This is a genomic window from Thioalkalivibrio sp. ALE25, from assembly GCF_000377285.1.
In the GTDB taxonomy this organism is placed as follows: domain Bacteria; phylum Pseudomonadota; class Gammaproteobacteria; order Ectothiorhodospirales; family Ectothiorhodospiraceae; genus Thioalkalivibrio.
In genome coordinates this window covers 18,982-32,418 of sequence record NZ_KB897925.1, presented here as the reverse complement: position 1 = coordinate 32,418, position 13,437 = coordinate 18,982, and the positions used below count along the sequence as shown (strand labels likewise).

General features: G+C 68.5%; 17 protein-coding genes. 13 read left to right on the top strand and 4 right to left on the bottom strand.

Translation table 11 applies throughout. The features are described 5' to 3' along the window. Window positions 1-16: 16 nt before the first annotated feature. The 12 genes from hemF (at window position 17) to C996_RS0100110 (ending at window position 10,375) form a co-directional block, all read left to right on the top strand. Entirely contained in the window at window positions 17-946 is a 930-nt protein-coding gene (hemF, locus tag C996_RS0100165; RefSeq protein ID WP_018865470.1) for an oxygen-dependent coproporphyrinogen oxidase, read from the top strand. A 35-nt stretch (window positions 947-981) separates the two neighbouring features. Then, on the top strand, window positions 982-1,998 hold the full coding sequence (gene hemB, locus C996_RS0100160) for a porphobilinogen synthase (protein ID WP_018865469.1): 1,017 nt from the start codon (window positions 982-984) through the stop codon (window positions 1,996-1,998). Further along, window positions 1,995-2,852, top strand: coding sequence for a shikimate dehydrogenase (gene aroE, locus C996_RS0100155; RefSeq protein ID WP_018865468.1), 858 nt, complete (start codon window positions 1,995-1,997; stop codon window positions 2,850-2,852). The genes hemB and aroE overlap by 4 nt, the downstream gene beginning before the upstream one ends. A 103-nt stretch (window positions 2,853-2,955) precedes the next feature. Continuing rightward, window positions 2,956-3,618, top strand: coding sequence for an OmpA family protein (locus tag C996_RS0100150; protein WP_018865467.1), 663 nt, complete (start codon window positions 2,956-2,958; stop codon window positions 3,616-3,618). 172 nt (window positions 3,619-3,790) lie between these two features. Then, a complete protein-coding gene (gene aroQ / locus C996_RS0100145; protein ID WP_018865466.1) occupies window positions 3,791-4,231 on the top strand; it encodes a type II 3-dehydroquinate dehydratase in 441 nt (146 codons plus the stop codon). Window positions 4,232-4,240: 9 nt separating this feature from the next. Further along, window positions 4,241-4,702 carry an acetyl-CoA carboxylase biotin carboxyl carrier protein gene (accB, locus tag C996_RS0100140; protein WP_018865465.1) on the top strand — a complete coding sequence of 154 codons (462 nt, stop codon included), beginning with the start codon at window positions 4,241-4,243 and terminating at the stop codon, window positions 4,700-4,702. Between the two features lie 31 nt (window positions 4,703-4,733). Beyond that, a complete protein-coding gene (gene accC, locus C996_RS0100135; protein ID WP_018865464.1) occupies window positions 4,734-6,080 on the top strand; it encodes an acetyl-CoA carboxylase biotin carboxylase subunit in 1,347 nt (448 codons plus the stop codon). A 31-nt stretch (window positions 6,081-6,111) separates the two neighbouring features. Continuing rightward, entirely contained in the window at window positions 6,112-6,993 is an 882-nt protein-coding gene (gene prmA / locus C996_RS0100130) for a 50S ribosomal protein L11 methyltransferase (protein WP_018865463.1), read from the top strand. Window positions 6,994-7,361: 368 nt separating this feature from the next. Next, window positions 7,362-8,081 (top strand): DUF3426 domain-containing protein, encoded by a 720-nt coding sequence (locus tag C996_RS0100125; RefSeq protein WP_018865462.1) that lies wholly within the window; start codon window positions 7,362-7,364, stop codon window positions 8,079-8,081. A gap of 3 nt (window positions 8,082-8,084) precedes the next feature. Beyond that, window positions 8,085-8,894: a hypothetical protein gene (locus tag C996_RS0100120; RefSeq protein WP_017942598.1), complete on the top strand. Its 810-nt coding sequence runs from the start codon at window positions 8,085-8,087 to the stop codon at window positions 8,892-8,894. A gap of 153 nt (window positions 8,895-9,047) precedes the next feature. Further along, window positions 9,048-10,040: a tRNA dihydrouridine synthase DusB gene (gene dusB / locus C996_RS0100115; RefSeq protein ID WP_018865461.1), complete on the top strand. Its 993-nt coding sequence runs from the start codon at window positions 9,048-9,050 to the stop codon at window positions 10,038-10,040. Continuing rightward, the gene (locus C996_RS0100110) at window positions 10,037-10,375 is read left to right on the top strand and encodes a helix-turn-helix domain-containing protein (RefSeq protein WP_018158446.1); all 339 of its coding nucleotides are present in this window, start codon (window positions 10,037-10,039) and stop codon (window positions 10,373-10,375) included. Before dusB ends, C996_RS0100110 begins: the two co-directional genes overlap by 4 nt. A 253-nt stretch (window positions 10,376-10,628) precedes the next feature. On the opposite strand, the gene C996_RS0100105 is transcribed toward C996_RS0100110, so the two are convergent. Further along, the gene (locus C996_RS0100105) at window positions 10,629-11,390 is read right to left on the bottom strand and encodes an inositol monophosphatase family protein (protein WP_017942595.1); all 762 of its coding nucleotides are present in this window, start codon (window positions 11,388-11,390) and stop codon (window positions 10,629-10,631) included. Window positions 11,391-11,552: 162 nt separating this feature from the next. Between C996_RS0100105 and C996_RS0100100 the strand changes: the two genes are divergently transcribed. Next, entirely contained in the window at window positions 11,553-11,870 is a 318-nt protein-coding gene (locus C996_RS0100100) for a DUF2322 family protein (RefSeq protein ID WP_017942594.1), read from the top strand. 9 nt (window positions 11,871-11,879) lie between these two features. On the opposite strand, the gene C996_RS0100095 is transcribed toward C996_RS0100100, so the two are convergent. The 3 genes from C996_RS0100095 to C996_RS0100085 are packed head-to-tail and all read right to left on the bottom strand — an operon-like array spanning window position 11,880 to window position 13,362. Then, window positions 11,880-12,464, bottom strand: coding sequence for a histidine phosphatase family protein (locus tag C996_RS0100095; RefSeq protein ID WP_018865460.1), 585 nt, complete (start codon window positions 12,462-12,464; stop codon window positions 11,880-11,882). Continuing rightward, window positions 12,461-13,039: a 1,6-anhydro-N-acetylmuramyl-L-alanine amidase AmpD gene (gene ampD, locus C996_RS0100090; RefSeq protein ID WP_018865459.1), complete on the bottom strand. Its 579-nt coding sequence runs from the start codon at window positions 13,037-13,039 to the stop codon at window positions 12,461-12,463. The genes C996_RS0100095 and ampD overlap by 4 nt, the downstream gene beginning before the upstream one ends. Beyond that, complete coding sequence (locus tag C996_RS0100085; RefSeq protein WP_018865458.1) at window positions 13,036-13,362, bottom strand: thioredoxin family protein; 327 nt, start codon at window positions 13,360-13,362, stop codon at window positions 13,036-13,038. The genes ampD and C996_RS0100085 overlap by 4 nt, the downstream gene beginning before the upstream one ends. Window positions 13,363-13,437 lie beyond the last annotated feature (75 nt).

Below are 13,437 nucleotides of genomic sequence, written 5' to 3'. Positions count from 1 at the left end.
TCAACCGGGACGCAGCATGAGCCAGGACAACGTCTCCATCGACCGCGTGATCGACTACCTGCAGGGCCTGCAGGACCGCATCTGCCAGGGCCTCGAGGGCCTGGACGGCCAGGCCCGCTTCGAGGAGGACGCCTGGGAACGCCCGGCCGGCGGCGGCGGCCGCACCCGCGTGCTGCGCGAGGGGCGGGTCTTCGAGCAGGCCGGGGTCAACTTCTCCCATGTGATGGGCGACAACCTCCCGGCCTCGGCCACCGCGCACCGCCCGGAGATGGCCGGGCGCTCGTTCCAGGCCACCGGCGTGTCGCTGGTGATCCACCCGCACAACCCGTATGTGCCGACCTCGCACGCGAACGTGCGCTTCTTCATCGCGGAGAAACCCGGCGAGGCGCCGATCTGGTGGTTCGGCGGCGGCTTCGACCTGACCCCCTACTACGGTTTCGACGAGGACTGTATCCACTGGCACCGCACGGCCGAGGCCGCCTGTCGCCCGTTCGGCGAGCACCTCTACCCGGCGCACAAGAAGTGGTGCGACGAGTACTTCCACCTCAAGCACCGCGACGAGCCGCGCGGCGTCGGCGGGCTGTTCTTCGACGACTTCAGCGAGGGCGGCTTCGAGCACGCCTTCGGTTACATGCAGAGCGTCGGCAATGCCTATCTGGATGCCTACGGCCCGATCGTCGAGCGTCGCCACGCGACCGAATACGGCGAGCGCGAGCGCCAGTTCCAGCTCTACCGGCGCGGGCGCTATGTCGAGTTCAACCTGGTCTACGACCGCGGTACCCTGTTCGGCCTGCAGTCGGGCGGGCGCACCGAGTCGATCCTGATGTCGCTGCCGCCGCTGGTGCGCTGGGAATACAACTACCAGCCGGAGGCCGGAACGCCCGAGGCCGAACTGTACGAACGTTACCTGAAGCCGCGCGACTGGCTGGCCGAAGCCGACCAGTAACAAGGCCCGCAACAAGACCCACGCAAGGATCTGGCATGACCGCACCGATCGCCCCCTATCCCGCCGGCCGCCCACGCCGCATGCGCCGCGACGCCTTCTCCCGCCGCCTGATGCGCGAGCACCACCTGCGCGCGGATGATCTGATCCTGCCGGTGTTCGTCACCGAGGGCGAGGGGGTGCGCGAGGCAGTGCCGTCGATGCCCGGCGTGGAGCGCGTCTCCATCGACCTGCTGCTGGAAGAGGCGGCCGCGGCCGTGCGTCTCGGCATCCCGGCACTGGCCCTATTCCCGGTCGTCCCGGGCAAGAAGAAGAGTCTGGATGCCGCCGAGGCCTGGAACCCCGAGGGCCTGGCCCAGCGCGCGGTACGCGCCCTGAAGCAGGCCCACCCCGAGCTCGGCGTGATCACCGACGTCGCCCTGGACCCGTTCACCACCCACGGCCAGGACGGCATCATCGACGACGACGGCTTTGTTGTGAACGACATCACCGTCGAGGCCTTGGTGAAGCAGGCGCTGTCGCATGCCGCGGCCGGCGCCGATGTGGTCGCCCCCTCCGACATGATGGACGGGCGCATCGGCGCGATCCGCAGCGCACTGGAGGACGGCGGGCACGTACACACGCGCATCCTCGCCTACTCCGCCAAGTACGCCTCGGCCTTCTACGGGCCGTTCCGCGATGCGGTGGGCTCAGCCGGCAATCTGGGCAAGGGCGGCAAGGAGACCTACCAGATGGACCCGGCCAACGGCGACGAGGCCCTGCACGAGGTCGCGCTCGACCTGGCCGAGGGCGCCGACATGGTGATGGTCAAGCCGGGCATGCCGTATCTCGATGTGGTCCGCCGCATCCGCGACCAGTTCCAGCGCCCGACCTTCGTCTATCACGTCTCCGGCGAGTACGCGATGCTCAAGGCCGCCGCCGAACGTGGCTGGCTGGACGAGCGCGCCTGCGTGCTGGAGGCCCTGACCGGCATGAAGCGCGCCGGGGCCGACGGCATCCTCACCTACTACGCCCGCACCGTGGCCGAATGGCTGGCGGAGGACGCGGCCCGATGAGCGAGCCGCGCCCGGATCGCCCCGATCGTTATGGCGTGGTCGGCAACCCGATCCACCACTCGCTGTCCCCGCGCATCCATGCCCTGTTCGCCGAGCAGACCGGGCAGCACCTGACCTACGAGGCCCTGCAAGGCACCCCGGGGCAGTTCGCCGAGGAGGTCTGGGCGTGGTTCTCCTCCGGGTTCCGGGGCCTGAATGTGACCGTCCCGTTCAAGGAAGAGGCGTTTGCCCTGGCCCGCGTCCTCACGGATCGCGCCCGACACGCGGGTGCCGTGAACACCCTGTGGCGCGACGACGAGCGCCGCATCCATGGCGACAACACGGACGGCGTCGGCTTCTGCCGTGACCTCGACCGCCTGAACTTCGACGTGCGCAGCCGCCGCATCCTGATCCTGGGTGCCGGGGGCGCCACCCGCGGCCTGTTGCAGCCACTGCTGGAGGGGGGGCCCGAGGCCCTGGTCATCGCCAACCGCACCGTCGCCCGCGCGGAGGGGCTGCTCGAGGCCTTTCGCGATATCGCCCCGGCCACCCGGCTGGCTGCCTGCGGCCTGGACACGCTGCCGCAGGGCCCCTTCGATCTGGTGGTCAACGCCACGGCTACCGGCCTCGGCCAGGACGCGCTGGACCTCCCCGCCCATCTAGTTCACGCGGACAGCCTGGCCTATGACCTGGTCTACGGGGCCGGCGCCCAGCGCTTCCTTGGCTGGGCCGAGGCGGCGGGCTGCAGCAACGGCAGCGACGGGCTCGGCATGCTGGTGGAACAGGCGGCCGAGGCCTTCGCGATCTGGCGCGGGGTGCACCCCGAAACCGCCCCGGTGCTGAGCGAACTGCGTCACGAAATCGACGGCCAATAGCCCACCCATTCTCCGGATTCATGGACGGTTCACCCCGCGGACCGCAAGCTGGGATTCATCACGTCCGCTGCCTTGCGGATCACACGAACACGGGAGAACCGCCATGCAACGCATCCTCGCCCTGGCCGCCACCAGTGCCCTGGTCCTGGTGATGGGCTGCACCACCACCGATCCATACACCGGGGAAGAACGCGTCTCGCGCGCCACCATCGGGGCCGGCATCGGCGCGGCCACCGGTGCCGTGCTCGGCAGCGTCACCAGCAGCCGCAACCGCACCCAGCGCGCGATGATCGGGGCCGGCATCGGTGCCCTGGCCGGCGGCGCCATCGGCAACTACATGGACCGCCAGGAAGATGCCCTGCGCGAGCAGCTGCGCGGGACCGGCGTCAGCGTGACCCGCGACGGCGACAACATCATCCTCAACATGCCGAGCAACATCACCTTCGATTTCGACCGCAGCGACATCAAGCCGGAATTCCAGGATGTACTGGACTCGGTGGCCCTGGTCCTGGAGGAGTTCGACCAGACCGGCATCGAAGTCGCCGGCCACACCGACAGCACCGGTCGCGTCGAATACAACATGGACCTCTCCGAGCGCCGCGCCCAGAGCGTGGGGCAGGCCCTGATCCGCCGCGGTGTGCAGCCGGTGCGCGTGCACACCATCGGCTTCGGACCGCACCAGCCGGTCGCCACCAACGACACCGAGGCGGGCCGCCAGCAGAACCGCCGGGTGGAACTAACCCTGTTCCCGCTGACCGCCGACTGATCGAAACCCGCACGCCGGCACCGCGCCGGGCGCGGTACCGGCGCGCCCGGGGCACCCTCCGCGCTGGACACCCCCACCCCTCCTGCGGCAAAATCCCGAACATTCGCCGCACCGTCATTTTTCGGTGCAATCGCGTCCATTCTCGACAGGATCGCTACCGATTCCCCCTGCCATGGCGTCCATACTGCTGCTCAACGGCCCCAATCTGAACCTGCTGGGACAGCGGGAGCCGGAGCGCTACGGCGCGCAGACCCTGGCGGATATCGAGACCGACCTGAGGGCTCGGGCGGAACAGGCCGACACCTCCTTCGACTGCTTCCAGAGCAACCATGAAGGCGACCTGATCGACCGCATCCATGCCGCCCCCGGCGAGGGCGTGCAACGCATCCTGATCAATCCGGGTGGCCTGACCCACACCAGTGTCAGCCTGCGCGATGCCCTGCTGGGTGTTGCCATCCCGTTCTACGAGATCCATATCAGCAACATCCACGCCCGCGAGCCCTTTCGCCAGACCTCGCGTCTGAGCGATGTCGCCGCCGGTCTGGTCAGTGGCTTCGGCGTCATTGGCTACCGGCTGGCGCTCGATGCGGCGCTCGCGGCTATCAAGGAATAAGAGGCTTCCATGGACATTCGCAAGGTCAAGAAACTGATCGACCTGCTCGACGAGAGCGGCATCCACGAGATCGAGATCCACGAAGGCGAGGAGTCGGTCCGCATCACCCGCTCGGCCAGCGGCACCGCCGTCGCCGCACCGGCTCCGGCCCCTCTGCCCGCCGCGGCACCGGCACCAGCCGGCGCACCGCCCGCAGCCGCCCCGGCCGACGCGGCGGACGCGACCCCGGAGATGGACGGTCACCGGGTCACCGCCCCCATGGTCGGCACCTTCTACCGCGCACCCAGCCCGGGCTCGAAGCCGTTCGTCGAGGTCGGGCAGACCGTGGAGGTCGGCGAGACCCTGTGCATCATCGAGGCGATGAAGATGCTCAACCCGATCGAGGCCGACCAGGCGGGGACGGTCCGCGACATCCTGGTCGAGAACGGCAACCCGGTGGAATACGGCCAGCCGCTGTTCATCATCGGCTGAACCCTCCGATTCCCTGCCAACAGGTCCGAGCATGTTTGAAAAGATTCTGATCGCCAACCGCGGCGAGATCGCCCTGCGGGTCCTGCGCGCCTGCCGCGAGATGGGTATCGCCACCGTCGCCGCACACTCCAGCGCCGATCGCGACCTGAAGCATGTCCGCCTGGCGGACGAATCCGTCTGCATCGGGCCCGCGGCCTCCGGCGAGAGCTACCTGAACATCCCCGCGTTGATCGCCGCGGCCGAAGTCACCGATGCCGGCGCGATCCACCCCGGCTACGGCTTCCTGTCGGAGAACGCGGACTTCGCCGAGCGGGTGGAGTCCTCCGGCTTCTCCTTCATCGGTCCGCGCGCCGAGACCATCCGCCTGATGGGCGACAAGGTCTCCGCCAAGCAGGCAATGCTGGAGGCCAACGTGCCCTGCGTACCCGGCTCCGGCGGCGCCCTGGGCGACGACCCGGACACCAACCTGGCCCTGGCGCGCGAGATCGGCTACCCGGTCATCATCAAGGCCGCCGCCGGTGGCGGCGGTCGCGGCATGCGCGTGGTGCATACCGAGGGCGCGCTGCTGAACGCGATCTCGCTGACCCGCAACGAGGCCCAGCAGGGCTTCGGCAACGACACCCTGTATATGGAGAAATACCTGGAACACCCGCGCCACGTGGAGTTCCAGATCCTGGCCGACACCCACGGCAACGCCGTATGCCTGGGCGAGCGCGACTGCTCCATGCAGCGCCGCCACCAGAAGGTAATCGAGGAGGCCCCGGCCCCCGGGATCAGCGACGAACAGCGCCAGACCATGGCGGAACGCCTGATCCGCGCCTGCCAGGACATCGGCTACCGCGGCGCCGGCACCTTCGAGTTCCTGTACGAGAACGGGGCGTTCTACTTCATCGAGATGAATACCCGCCTGCAGGTCGAACACACGGTCACCGAGCAGGTCACCGGCATCGACCTGGTGCGCGAGCAGATCCGCATCGCCGCCGGCGAACCGCTGGGCTACATCCAGGACGATGTGCACATCAGCGGCCATGCGATCGAGTGCCGCATCAATGCCGAAGACCCCGGCACCTTCATGCCCAGCCCCGGGACTATCCAGCAGTACCACGCCCCGGGCGGGCCGGGCATCCGCATGGATACCCACATCTACAACGGGTACGCCGTGCCGCCCTACTACGACTCGATGATCGGCAAGCTGATCGCCCACGGGAACAGCCGCGAGATCGCGCTGGCCCGCATGCGCGGGGCCCTGGGCGAGATCGTGGTAGACGGCATCCAGACCAACGTCGCCCTGCATCACGACCTGATGATCGACGCCAATTTCCAGCGCGGCGAGACCGACATCCACTACCTCGAGAAGAAGCTGAAGGCACAGGCCTGACCCTTCCCCCTCGCGCCACGAGCCTGACGCCATGAGCCTTGCCGAACTCGAATGCCAGATCAGCCCGGAACAGGCCGAGCCCCTGGAGGACACGCTGTTTGAACTCGGCGCGGTCAGCGTCGAGCTGTTCGACGCCGCCGACGAGCCGCTGTTCGAACCCCCACTGGGCACCCACCCACTGTGGTCCACTGTGCGCCTGAAGGCGGTATTCCCGGACACCACCCAGGCGGACCTCGCCGCCGCCGCGCTGGAGCGCCAGGCACAGGCCCCCGAGGCGATCCAGGTCCAGCCCATCGAAGACCAGGACTGGGTGCGCGCCGGCCTCGACGGCCTCGGCGCCATTCACTGCGGCAGTTCGCTGTGGATCGTGCCGTCCTGGGAGGACGAGCCGGCCATCGAGGAGGGCACCTTCGTGCGCCTGGACCCCGGCCTCGCCTTCGGCACCGGCAACCACCCGACCACCGCGATGTGCCTGGCCGCGCTGGCCCAGCAGCCGCCGCGGGATCAGGAGGTGCTGGACTACGGCTGTGGCTCCGGCATCCTCGCCATCGCGGCCCTGAAGCTGGGCGCCCGTCATGCGCTGGGCATCGACATCGACGAGCAGGCGGTGCAGGCCACGCGCAGCAATGCCGATGCCAACGCCATCCCGCCCGAACGACTGGAAACCGGCCTGACCGACCACCCGGTCCCCGCGGCGGAATACGATCTGGTGCTGGCCAACATCCTGGCCAAGCCGCTGATCGACCTGGCCCCGGAGCTCGCGCGGGCCGCGAAACCCGGCGCGCGTATCCTGCTGGCCGGTCTGCTGGAACGCCAGGCGGACGAGGTCATCGCGGCCTATTCCGATGCCTTTGACATTGGCGTCGAGGACTGCCGCGAAGGCTGGGCCCTGCTCGGCGGGCGCCGGCGCTAGGGAAACACTGATCAATGTACACACTCGCGTTGGCACCCCAGGTTTTCCGAGACAAGGCGCGTCGTGCAGCGGGTAGTGGTTCTACCCGCAAGCGGCGCAACGCAGGATCGGGGAACCTGGGGTGCCAACCCCACAAGCCATTGAAAGCAGGGGCTCGGCCGCTTTTGCGCGCGCACAGCGTTGCGGCTCCCTTGTGCAGAATGACTGCACGGCAGTCACCGCGCCTTGTTCGCACGCAAAAGCGACTCGAGCGCGAATGTGTACATTGATCAGTGTTTCCCTAGGAACACGCCAACCCATGGGCATCGTCGCGCCGGTACCGTCCTTCTCGCTCGACCGGACGCAGCTACGGCCATCCGGACGCTGACATGCTCGCCCGCTGCCCGCAATGCGGCGTCACCCACGCCCTCGCCCGCGGGTCCAAGATCCGCCAGCGGCGGGTGCACTGCACCCACTGCGGCGCCGAGTTCGATCTGTTCCCGGCCCTCGAGATCGGCGGCGCCGGCGAACGCGTCCTGGGGGAGGGGCTCCTTCCCGCGCAGCCCGCTCGCACCCCCGCGATCGAGAGTGCGCCGGTCATCGCCACCGCCATCGACATCGAACGCCACCCGGGCCCTCTGGACCTGGCCGCCCCCGCCCGACGCCGTGTCTGGCCAGGGGTGTTCGTGGCCGCCGGCCTGAGCGTTCTGCTGGGCGCACAACTGCTGGCCTTCCCGCCCGTGGCACCGGGTCATAACCATTACCTGGACCAGACTCGCGCCCAGCTGTGCGCCACCCTCCCCTGCCCGGTCTGGAACCCGCTGCGCGCGCCCGAGCGCATCCGGGTATCGACACCGGACTTCTTCGCCAGTATCGATGGCACATTGCACGTCCAGTTCCAGCTGGAAAGCCCGGTGCGGCAGGCCTGGCCCGTCCTCGACATCCATCTGAGCGACCAGCTGGACACGCGCCATGGCGCTCTGCGCCTAACCCCGAACGACTACACCGACACGGACGCCCCGATGCCCCCCCACAAACCCGCCACCCTGCGCCTGAGCCTCACCAGCCCCCATGCCCGCATCACGGGCATCCAGATCCAGCCCCGCTGACCTATGCCCGACACCCCCGACCCGCAACTCGTTCAAGCGGCGCAGGATCGCCTAGCGCGAGATCCGGGGCGCATTGTCAGCCTGGATTTCTGCGGAGCACGCTACGTCATCAAGCGGGTACGCGAGAAGGCGCGCAGCCGTCACCAGCAATGGGCCATCCGGGTACTTTGCCGTACCTTCTTCCCATTCCTGACGGCGCCGGGCAACGCCCCGCCACGCGATGGCTGGTACGAGATGGAGCGCGTTCGGGCACTCCAGACGCTGGGGCAACCGGTTCCACAGGTGGTCGCGCAATTGCCGGACGCGGTGATGTACAGCCATTGCGGCGAAAATGTCGAACACACGCTTCGGGAACAGGACCCGGCGGCCCGCCGCGCCACACTCGAGGCAGTGACACGCAACCTCGCTACTTTTCATCGCGCCGGCTGCTGGCACGGCGGCGCCCAGTTGCGCAACGTACTGTTCGACGGCCAGCACTTCTATCGCGTGGACTTCGAGGAGGACCTTGACCGGGTCCTGTCACTGGAATTGGCCCAGGTCTACGACCTGTTCCAGCACCTGGCGGATGCCACCACCTGGGCCGCGGGAGACGACACCGCCGAGTCTCTGGGGCGCGACCTGCTGGCCCTGTACCAGGCCGAACACTGGAGCCCGCGGCACACCCGGGCCCTGCGCGGCGTGGCCCGGCTTCTGGCCCCGTTCCGCTGGCTGGGGCCGTGGCTGGACAACGCCCGTAGCCGCGACGTCCGACGCAGCGTGGCGATGGCCCGCGTGACCCGAGAGGGCATACGCCGAGGGCCAAGGAAACACTGATCCATCTACACGCTCGCAATAGCCTTGAGGCAGGGAGTGCGGATATCAATCCGTGTTTCCCTGGAACGGGAAATGCGAGCACGCTGACCACCGGCGGCGGGCGCCTCGAGGTGCTAGACTCCCCGGCTTCCCCGATTCAATCGTCAGCCCCAGATGCAGCTCGGAATCCATCACTTCGCGGACCCCGTCGTGTTCCTGGCCCCCATGGCCGGCGTGAGCGATCGCCCGTTCCGGTTGCTGGCCCGCCGCCTGGGCGCCAGCGCGGCGGTATCCGAGATGGTCACCTCCAACACCCGGCTGTGGGCCAGCGACAAGAGCCGCCACCGGCTGGACCACCGTCAGGAGCCGCGCCCGCGCATCGTCCAGCTGCTGGGCAACGAACCCGAGCCGCTGGCCGAGGCGGCGCGGGAGAACGTGCGCCGGGGCGCCGACGTGATCGACCTGAACCTGGGCTGCCCCGCGAAGAAGGTCTGCAGCAAGGCCGCGGGATCGGCCCTGCTGGGCGAGCCGGAGCGGGTGCGCGAACTGCTCCAGGCGCTCACGGAGGCCGTCACCGTGCCGGTCACGCTGAAGATGCGCCTGGGCCTGGACCGCGAGCGGATGAACGGCGAAGAGATCGCATCCATTGCCGAGGCCTGCGGCATCGCGATGCTGACCGTGCACGGACGCACCCGGGCCGATGCCTACCGCGGGCAGGCGGACCATACCGCGATCGCGCGCATCGTCCGGTCGGTCTCCATCCCGGTGCTCGCCAATGGCGACATCACGGACCCGGACACGGCGATGCGGGTACTGGATACCACCGGCGCGGCCGGGGTGATGATCGGACGCGCCGCCCAGGGCCGGCCCTGGCTGCCGGGTCAGATCCGCGCCGCGCTGGCCGGCGAAGCGATCCCGCCGGCACCGGCCCTGGCCGCGCGCCTGGCCCTGATCGAGGAACACGTCACCGGCCTGCACACCCAGTACGGCGAACCGCAGGGTGTGCGTATCGCGCGCAAGCACCTGGGCTGGTATCTTCTTGGTCTGGGTCTCGACGAGGCCCGCACCCGGGCGGCCCGGGCTGACCTTCTCGCCGCCCCCACGGCCAGCGAACAACTGCGGCGCCTGCGCGCCCACCTGACGGGAATCGCAAGCGAGGCTGCATGAGCGTGAACATGCCACTCGAACAGGACCCGGACGTCCAGGAAGCATCGGTTGCGGCCACACTCCCGTCCGACTGTGTGCTGGCGGACTCGGTCCGGCGAGCGCTGGATCAGTATTTCGAGACCCTGGACGGGCAAAGCAGCCACGACCTTTACGCACTGGTCATGAACGAGGTGGAGCGCCCCCTGCTGGCCAGTGTGCTGGAGCGCTGCGGGGGCAACCAGAGCCGCGCCGCCGCCCTGCTCGGGCTCAACCGCGCCACCCTGCGCAAGAAGCTGCGCGCCCACGGGCTGGTGGAGGCCAACGGGAACGGCAACGGGAACGGCGCCGCGACCTGACGTTCGGTTCTGGTCACAGGAAGCCAGGAAGGCCGGAAGAATGACTTCGGTTTCCGATACGGACACCATTTACGGCCAACTGGAAAAACCAACAGCTTACTGATGCAGGGCCCGGCCAATGATCGCCCCGAAATGCGCGGCATCACCAGCCAGCCTGCAGCCAATCGCTGCTTTCCCTTCCAATCTTCCCGTCTTCCTGTAGACCGCCCTTCTCGGTGTCCCCTGTGTCCTCAGTGGTTCAATCAGCCCGCCGCTAGTCCTTCCAGGCGAGACGGTTCAGGGCCGTCCGGTGCAATTCCGGAGTGGCCGCGGCCAGGACGTTCGCGGTCTTCAGGTCGAGCTCGCCACCGGAGAGGTTGGTGAACACGCCGCCCGCCTCGCGCACGATCACCGCCAATGCGGCGATGTCCAGGATGTTGACGTCGGACTCGATGATCAGGTCGATGCTGCCACGTGCCAGCAGGTGGTAGTGGTAGAAATCCCCGTAGCCGCGGGTGCGGTTGACCTCGGCCATGATGCCGCCCAGCGCGGTCCAGCCCTCGGGGCTCTGCGCCAGGGACTTGAGGTTGCCGGTGGACAGCGAGGCCCGCCCGAGATCGACGGTCTTCTCGACCGCAATCGGGTTGCCGTTCAGGAAGGCGCCCTGGCCCTTCTCCGCCCAAGCCCGTTCGCCGAACTGGATGCCGTTGGACAGCCCCAGGATCAGCTCGCCCTTGTACATCAGCGCGATCTGGGTGGAGAAGAACGGGTAGCGCCGCACGAAGCTCTTGGTCCCGTCGATCGGGTCGATCAGCCAGACATAGTCGGAGTCCATGTCCGACTGCCCGGTCTCCTCGCCATAGAAGCCGTGGTCCGGAAAGTGCTCGCGGATCACCTGGCGGATCGCCTGTTCGCTCTCCACGTCGGCCCGGGTCACCGGGGTGTCGTCGGGTTTGGTTTCGACGTCGACACCCGCCTCGTAGTAGTGGCGGATCACCTTCTCGGCGGCATCAGCGGCGGCCTGGGCGGCCTCCATGAACGCGCTTCGCGACATGTTCGTGTCCCCTCGGCAAAAGCTCGTATCTTAGCATGCGGCACATTCCTCGCTGACCCGGGGCGACCCTGCCGCCTTCGCGGGTTGGTTGTCGCCGCCGGGTCATGCCCCGATAATGCCGCGATTCTTTCGAGGAGCCGGAACATGTCCAAGAAGCTGCCCGACGTCAGCAATATCGAACGCCTGGAGTTGTTTGGCGAGGACTACAACCCCACCGCGACCATCGAGAACGTGGACGGCCAGAGCCTGTCGCTGCAGATCTACTACCAGCTGGCGCTGGATTACGGCGGCATCGGGCCCAAGGCGGCCAACTCGGGCCTGCTGCTGTACGGCAGCCACGCCGACGACGCCCGCGCCAACCCGGGCAAGCATCCGAACATCGACCGGCTGATCGACGTCCTGAACAACGACTACTACCTGTCGGTGAAGGCCGTCCCCAAGCGCGGCAGCCAGGCCGGCTAACAACCGGGCTTAGACCCGGTTGGCGTAAAGCAGCCGCCAGCCCCGGGTCGGATGCCGATGCAGCCGGGTGCGGCTGGCGTACTCGCAATCGAGCTGGTACAGGCGGTCGTCCGGCACGCCCAGCACCCAGCCAATCAGCGCGCGTATCACCCCCGCATGCACCACCATCAGCACCCGTTCGGACTGCAGCGGCCGCAAGGCCCCATCGAAACCGGCCTCGACCCGGCGGCGAAAGGCCGTTAGCGGCTCCGCACCGGCCGGGCGCGCGTGCACCGGGTCGGCATAGAAGGCGCGGTATTCCTCCGGTCGATCCCGCTGCAGGTCGACCCGCGTACGCCCCTCCCAGTCGCCAAAACCGATCTCGCGCAGGTGCGGCTCCAGGATCAACGGAAGGTCCTGTGTGGAGGCGTAGTGCTCGGCAAACGCGCGGCAGCGCTGCATTGGCGAGCTGACCACATACTGCCACTCCTCCTCGCCCCGGACCGCCCGCTCCATCTGGCTCCAGCCGCGCGCGCTCAGCGGGTCGTCGCAGCCATGGCCGCGGTAACGCTGGCCGCCCTCCGGCTCGCCGTGACGCAGCAGGTCCACAATCATGCGCTCACCTCGTGCAGTTCCTGCCGCAGGCGCGCCCAGTCGAAATGGGGGCCCGGATCCGTCTTGCGTCCCGGGGCGATATCGCTGTGGCCGGCCAGCGCATCCGGCCCGATATCCGGCCAGCGGGTGCGGACCCAGCCAATCATTCGCGCGAGCGCGGCGTACTGCGCCGGGGTAAAGGGATCCTCGTCGGTCCCCTCCAGTTCGATCCCGATGGAGAAGTCGTTGCAGCGCTCGCGTCCCTGCCACCGCGACACCCCGGCATGCCAGGCGCGTCGGGAGAACGGCACGAACTGGGTCGCCTGGCCCTCGCGGTCGATCAGCACATGGGCGGAGACGCGCAGGCCGCCGACCTCGGCAAAGTAGGGGTGGGCATCCGGATCCAGACGATTCTGGAACAGCTCGGCGACGTGCCCTCCACCGAACTCGCCCGGCGGCAGGCTGATCGCGTGCACCACGATCAGTTCCGGTTGCTGACCGGGCGGACGCTCATCCTGGTTCGGGCTGTCGAGGCGCTGCGCTGGCGGGTACCAGTCCCGGTCCGGCGTGACGGTTTCGGCGTGCGGGGATTTCACGGCGCCTCCTCGGGCGGTCGGGCCAGTACGGCCGCCAGCCCCTCGCGCAACCGGGGCAGGCGCGGCGGGGCTTCCAGGCGACCGTGATAGGCCCCCGCCTGAAACACGAACAGTGCCGGCAGATGGAAGACCTCGAACTCCCGCACCAGGGCGGTATCGGTCTCGGCATCCACCTCGAACAGCGCCGGCGCATCCCCCGCCGCCTGCCATTCCGCCAGGACCCGCCCCATGACCTTGCAGGCCCCGCAGCCCTGGCGCGTGAACAGGATGACCGCCGGCCCCGGGACATCCATCAGGTGCTGATGAAAGTCGAACTGGGTCAATATCGGGAGCGACTCCCGGCCCGCGGCGGATGCCGCGGCACGCGGTCCGTTGGTCAATGGATTACCCTCACCGCT

What these genes read in the sequence shown, in the direction of transcription:
- C996_RS0100110 (WP_018158446.1), top strand. Translation starts at nt 10,037, where the DNA reads ATGAGCGTGAACATGCCACTCGAACAGGACCCGGACGTCCAGGAAGCA.
- hemB (WP_018865469.1), top strand. Translation starts at nt 982, where the DNA reads ATGACCGCACCGATCGCCCCCTATCCCGCCGGCCGCCCACGCCGCATG.
- C996_RS0100105 (WP_017942595.1), bottom strand. Translation starts at nt 11,390, where the DNA reads ATGGAGGCCGCCCAGGCCGCCGCTGATGCCGCCGAGAAGGTGATCCGC.
- C996_RS0100095 (WP_018865460.1), bottom strand. Translation starts at nt 12,464, where the DNA reads ATGATTGTGGACCTGCTGCGTCACGGCGAGCCGGAGGGCGGCCAGCGT.
- aroE (WP_018865468.1), top strand. Translation starts at nt 1,995, where the DNA reads ATGAGCGAGCCGCGCCCGGATCGCCCCGATCGTTATGGCGTGGTCGGC.
- accB (WP_018865465.1), top strand. Translation starts at nt 4,241, where the DNA reads ATGGACATTCGCAAGGTCAAGAAACTGATCGACCTGCTCGACGAGAGC.
- C996_RS0100150 (WP_018865467.1), top strand. Translation starts at nt 2,956, where the DNA reads ATGCAACGCATCCTCGCCCTGGCCGCCACCAGTGCCCTGGTCCTGGTG.
- C996_RS0100100 (WP_017942594.1), top strand. Translation starts at nt 11,553, where the DNA reads ATGTCCAAGAAGCTGCCCGACGTCAGCAATATCGAACGCCTGGAGTTG.
- hemF (WP_018865470.1), top strand. Translation starts at nt 17, where the DNA reads ATGAGCCAGGACAACGTCTCCATCGACCGCGTGATCGACTACCTGCAG.
- dusB (WP_018865461.1), top strand. Translation starts at nt 9,048, where the DNA reads ATGCAGCTCGGAATCCATCACTTCGCGGACCCCGTCGTGTTCCTGGCC.
- accC (WP_018865464.1), top strand. Translation starts at nt 4,734, where the DNA reads ATGTTTGAAAAGATTCTGATCGCCAACCGCGGCGAGATCGCCCTGCGG.
- prmA (WP_018865463.1), top strand. Translation starts at nt 6,112, where the DNA reads ATGAGCCTTGCCGAACTCGAATGCCAGATCAGCCCGGAACAGGCCGAG.
- C996_RS0100120 (WP_017942598.1), top strand. Translation starts at nt 8,085, where the DNA reads ATGCCCGACACCCCCGACCCGCAACTCGTTCAAGCGGCGCAGGATCGC.
- C996_RS0100125 (WP_018865462.1), top strand. Translation starts at nt 7,362, where the DNA reads ATGCTCGCCCGCTGCCCGCAATGCGGCGTCACCCACGCCCTCGCCCGC.
- aroQ (WP_018865466.1), top strand. Translation starts at nt 3,791, where the DNA reads ATGGCGTCCATACTGCTGCTCAACGGCCCCAATCTGAACCTGCTGGGA.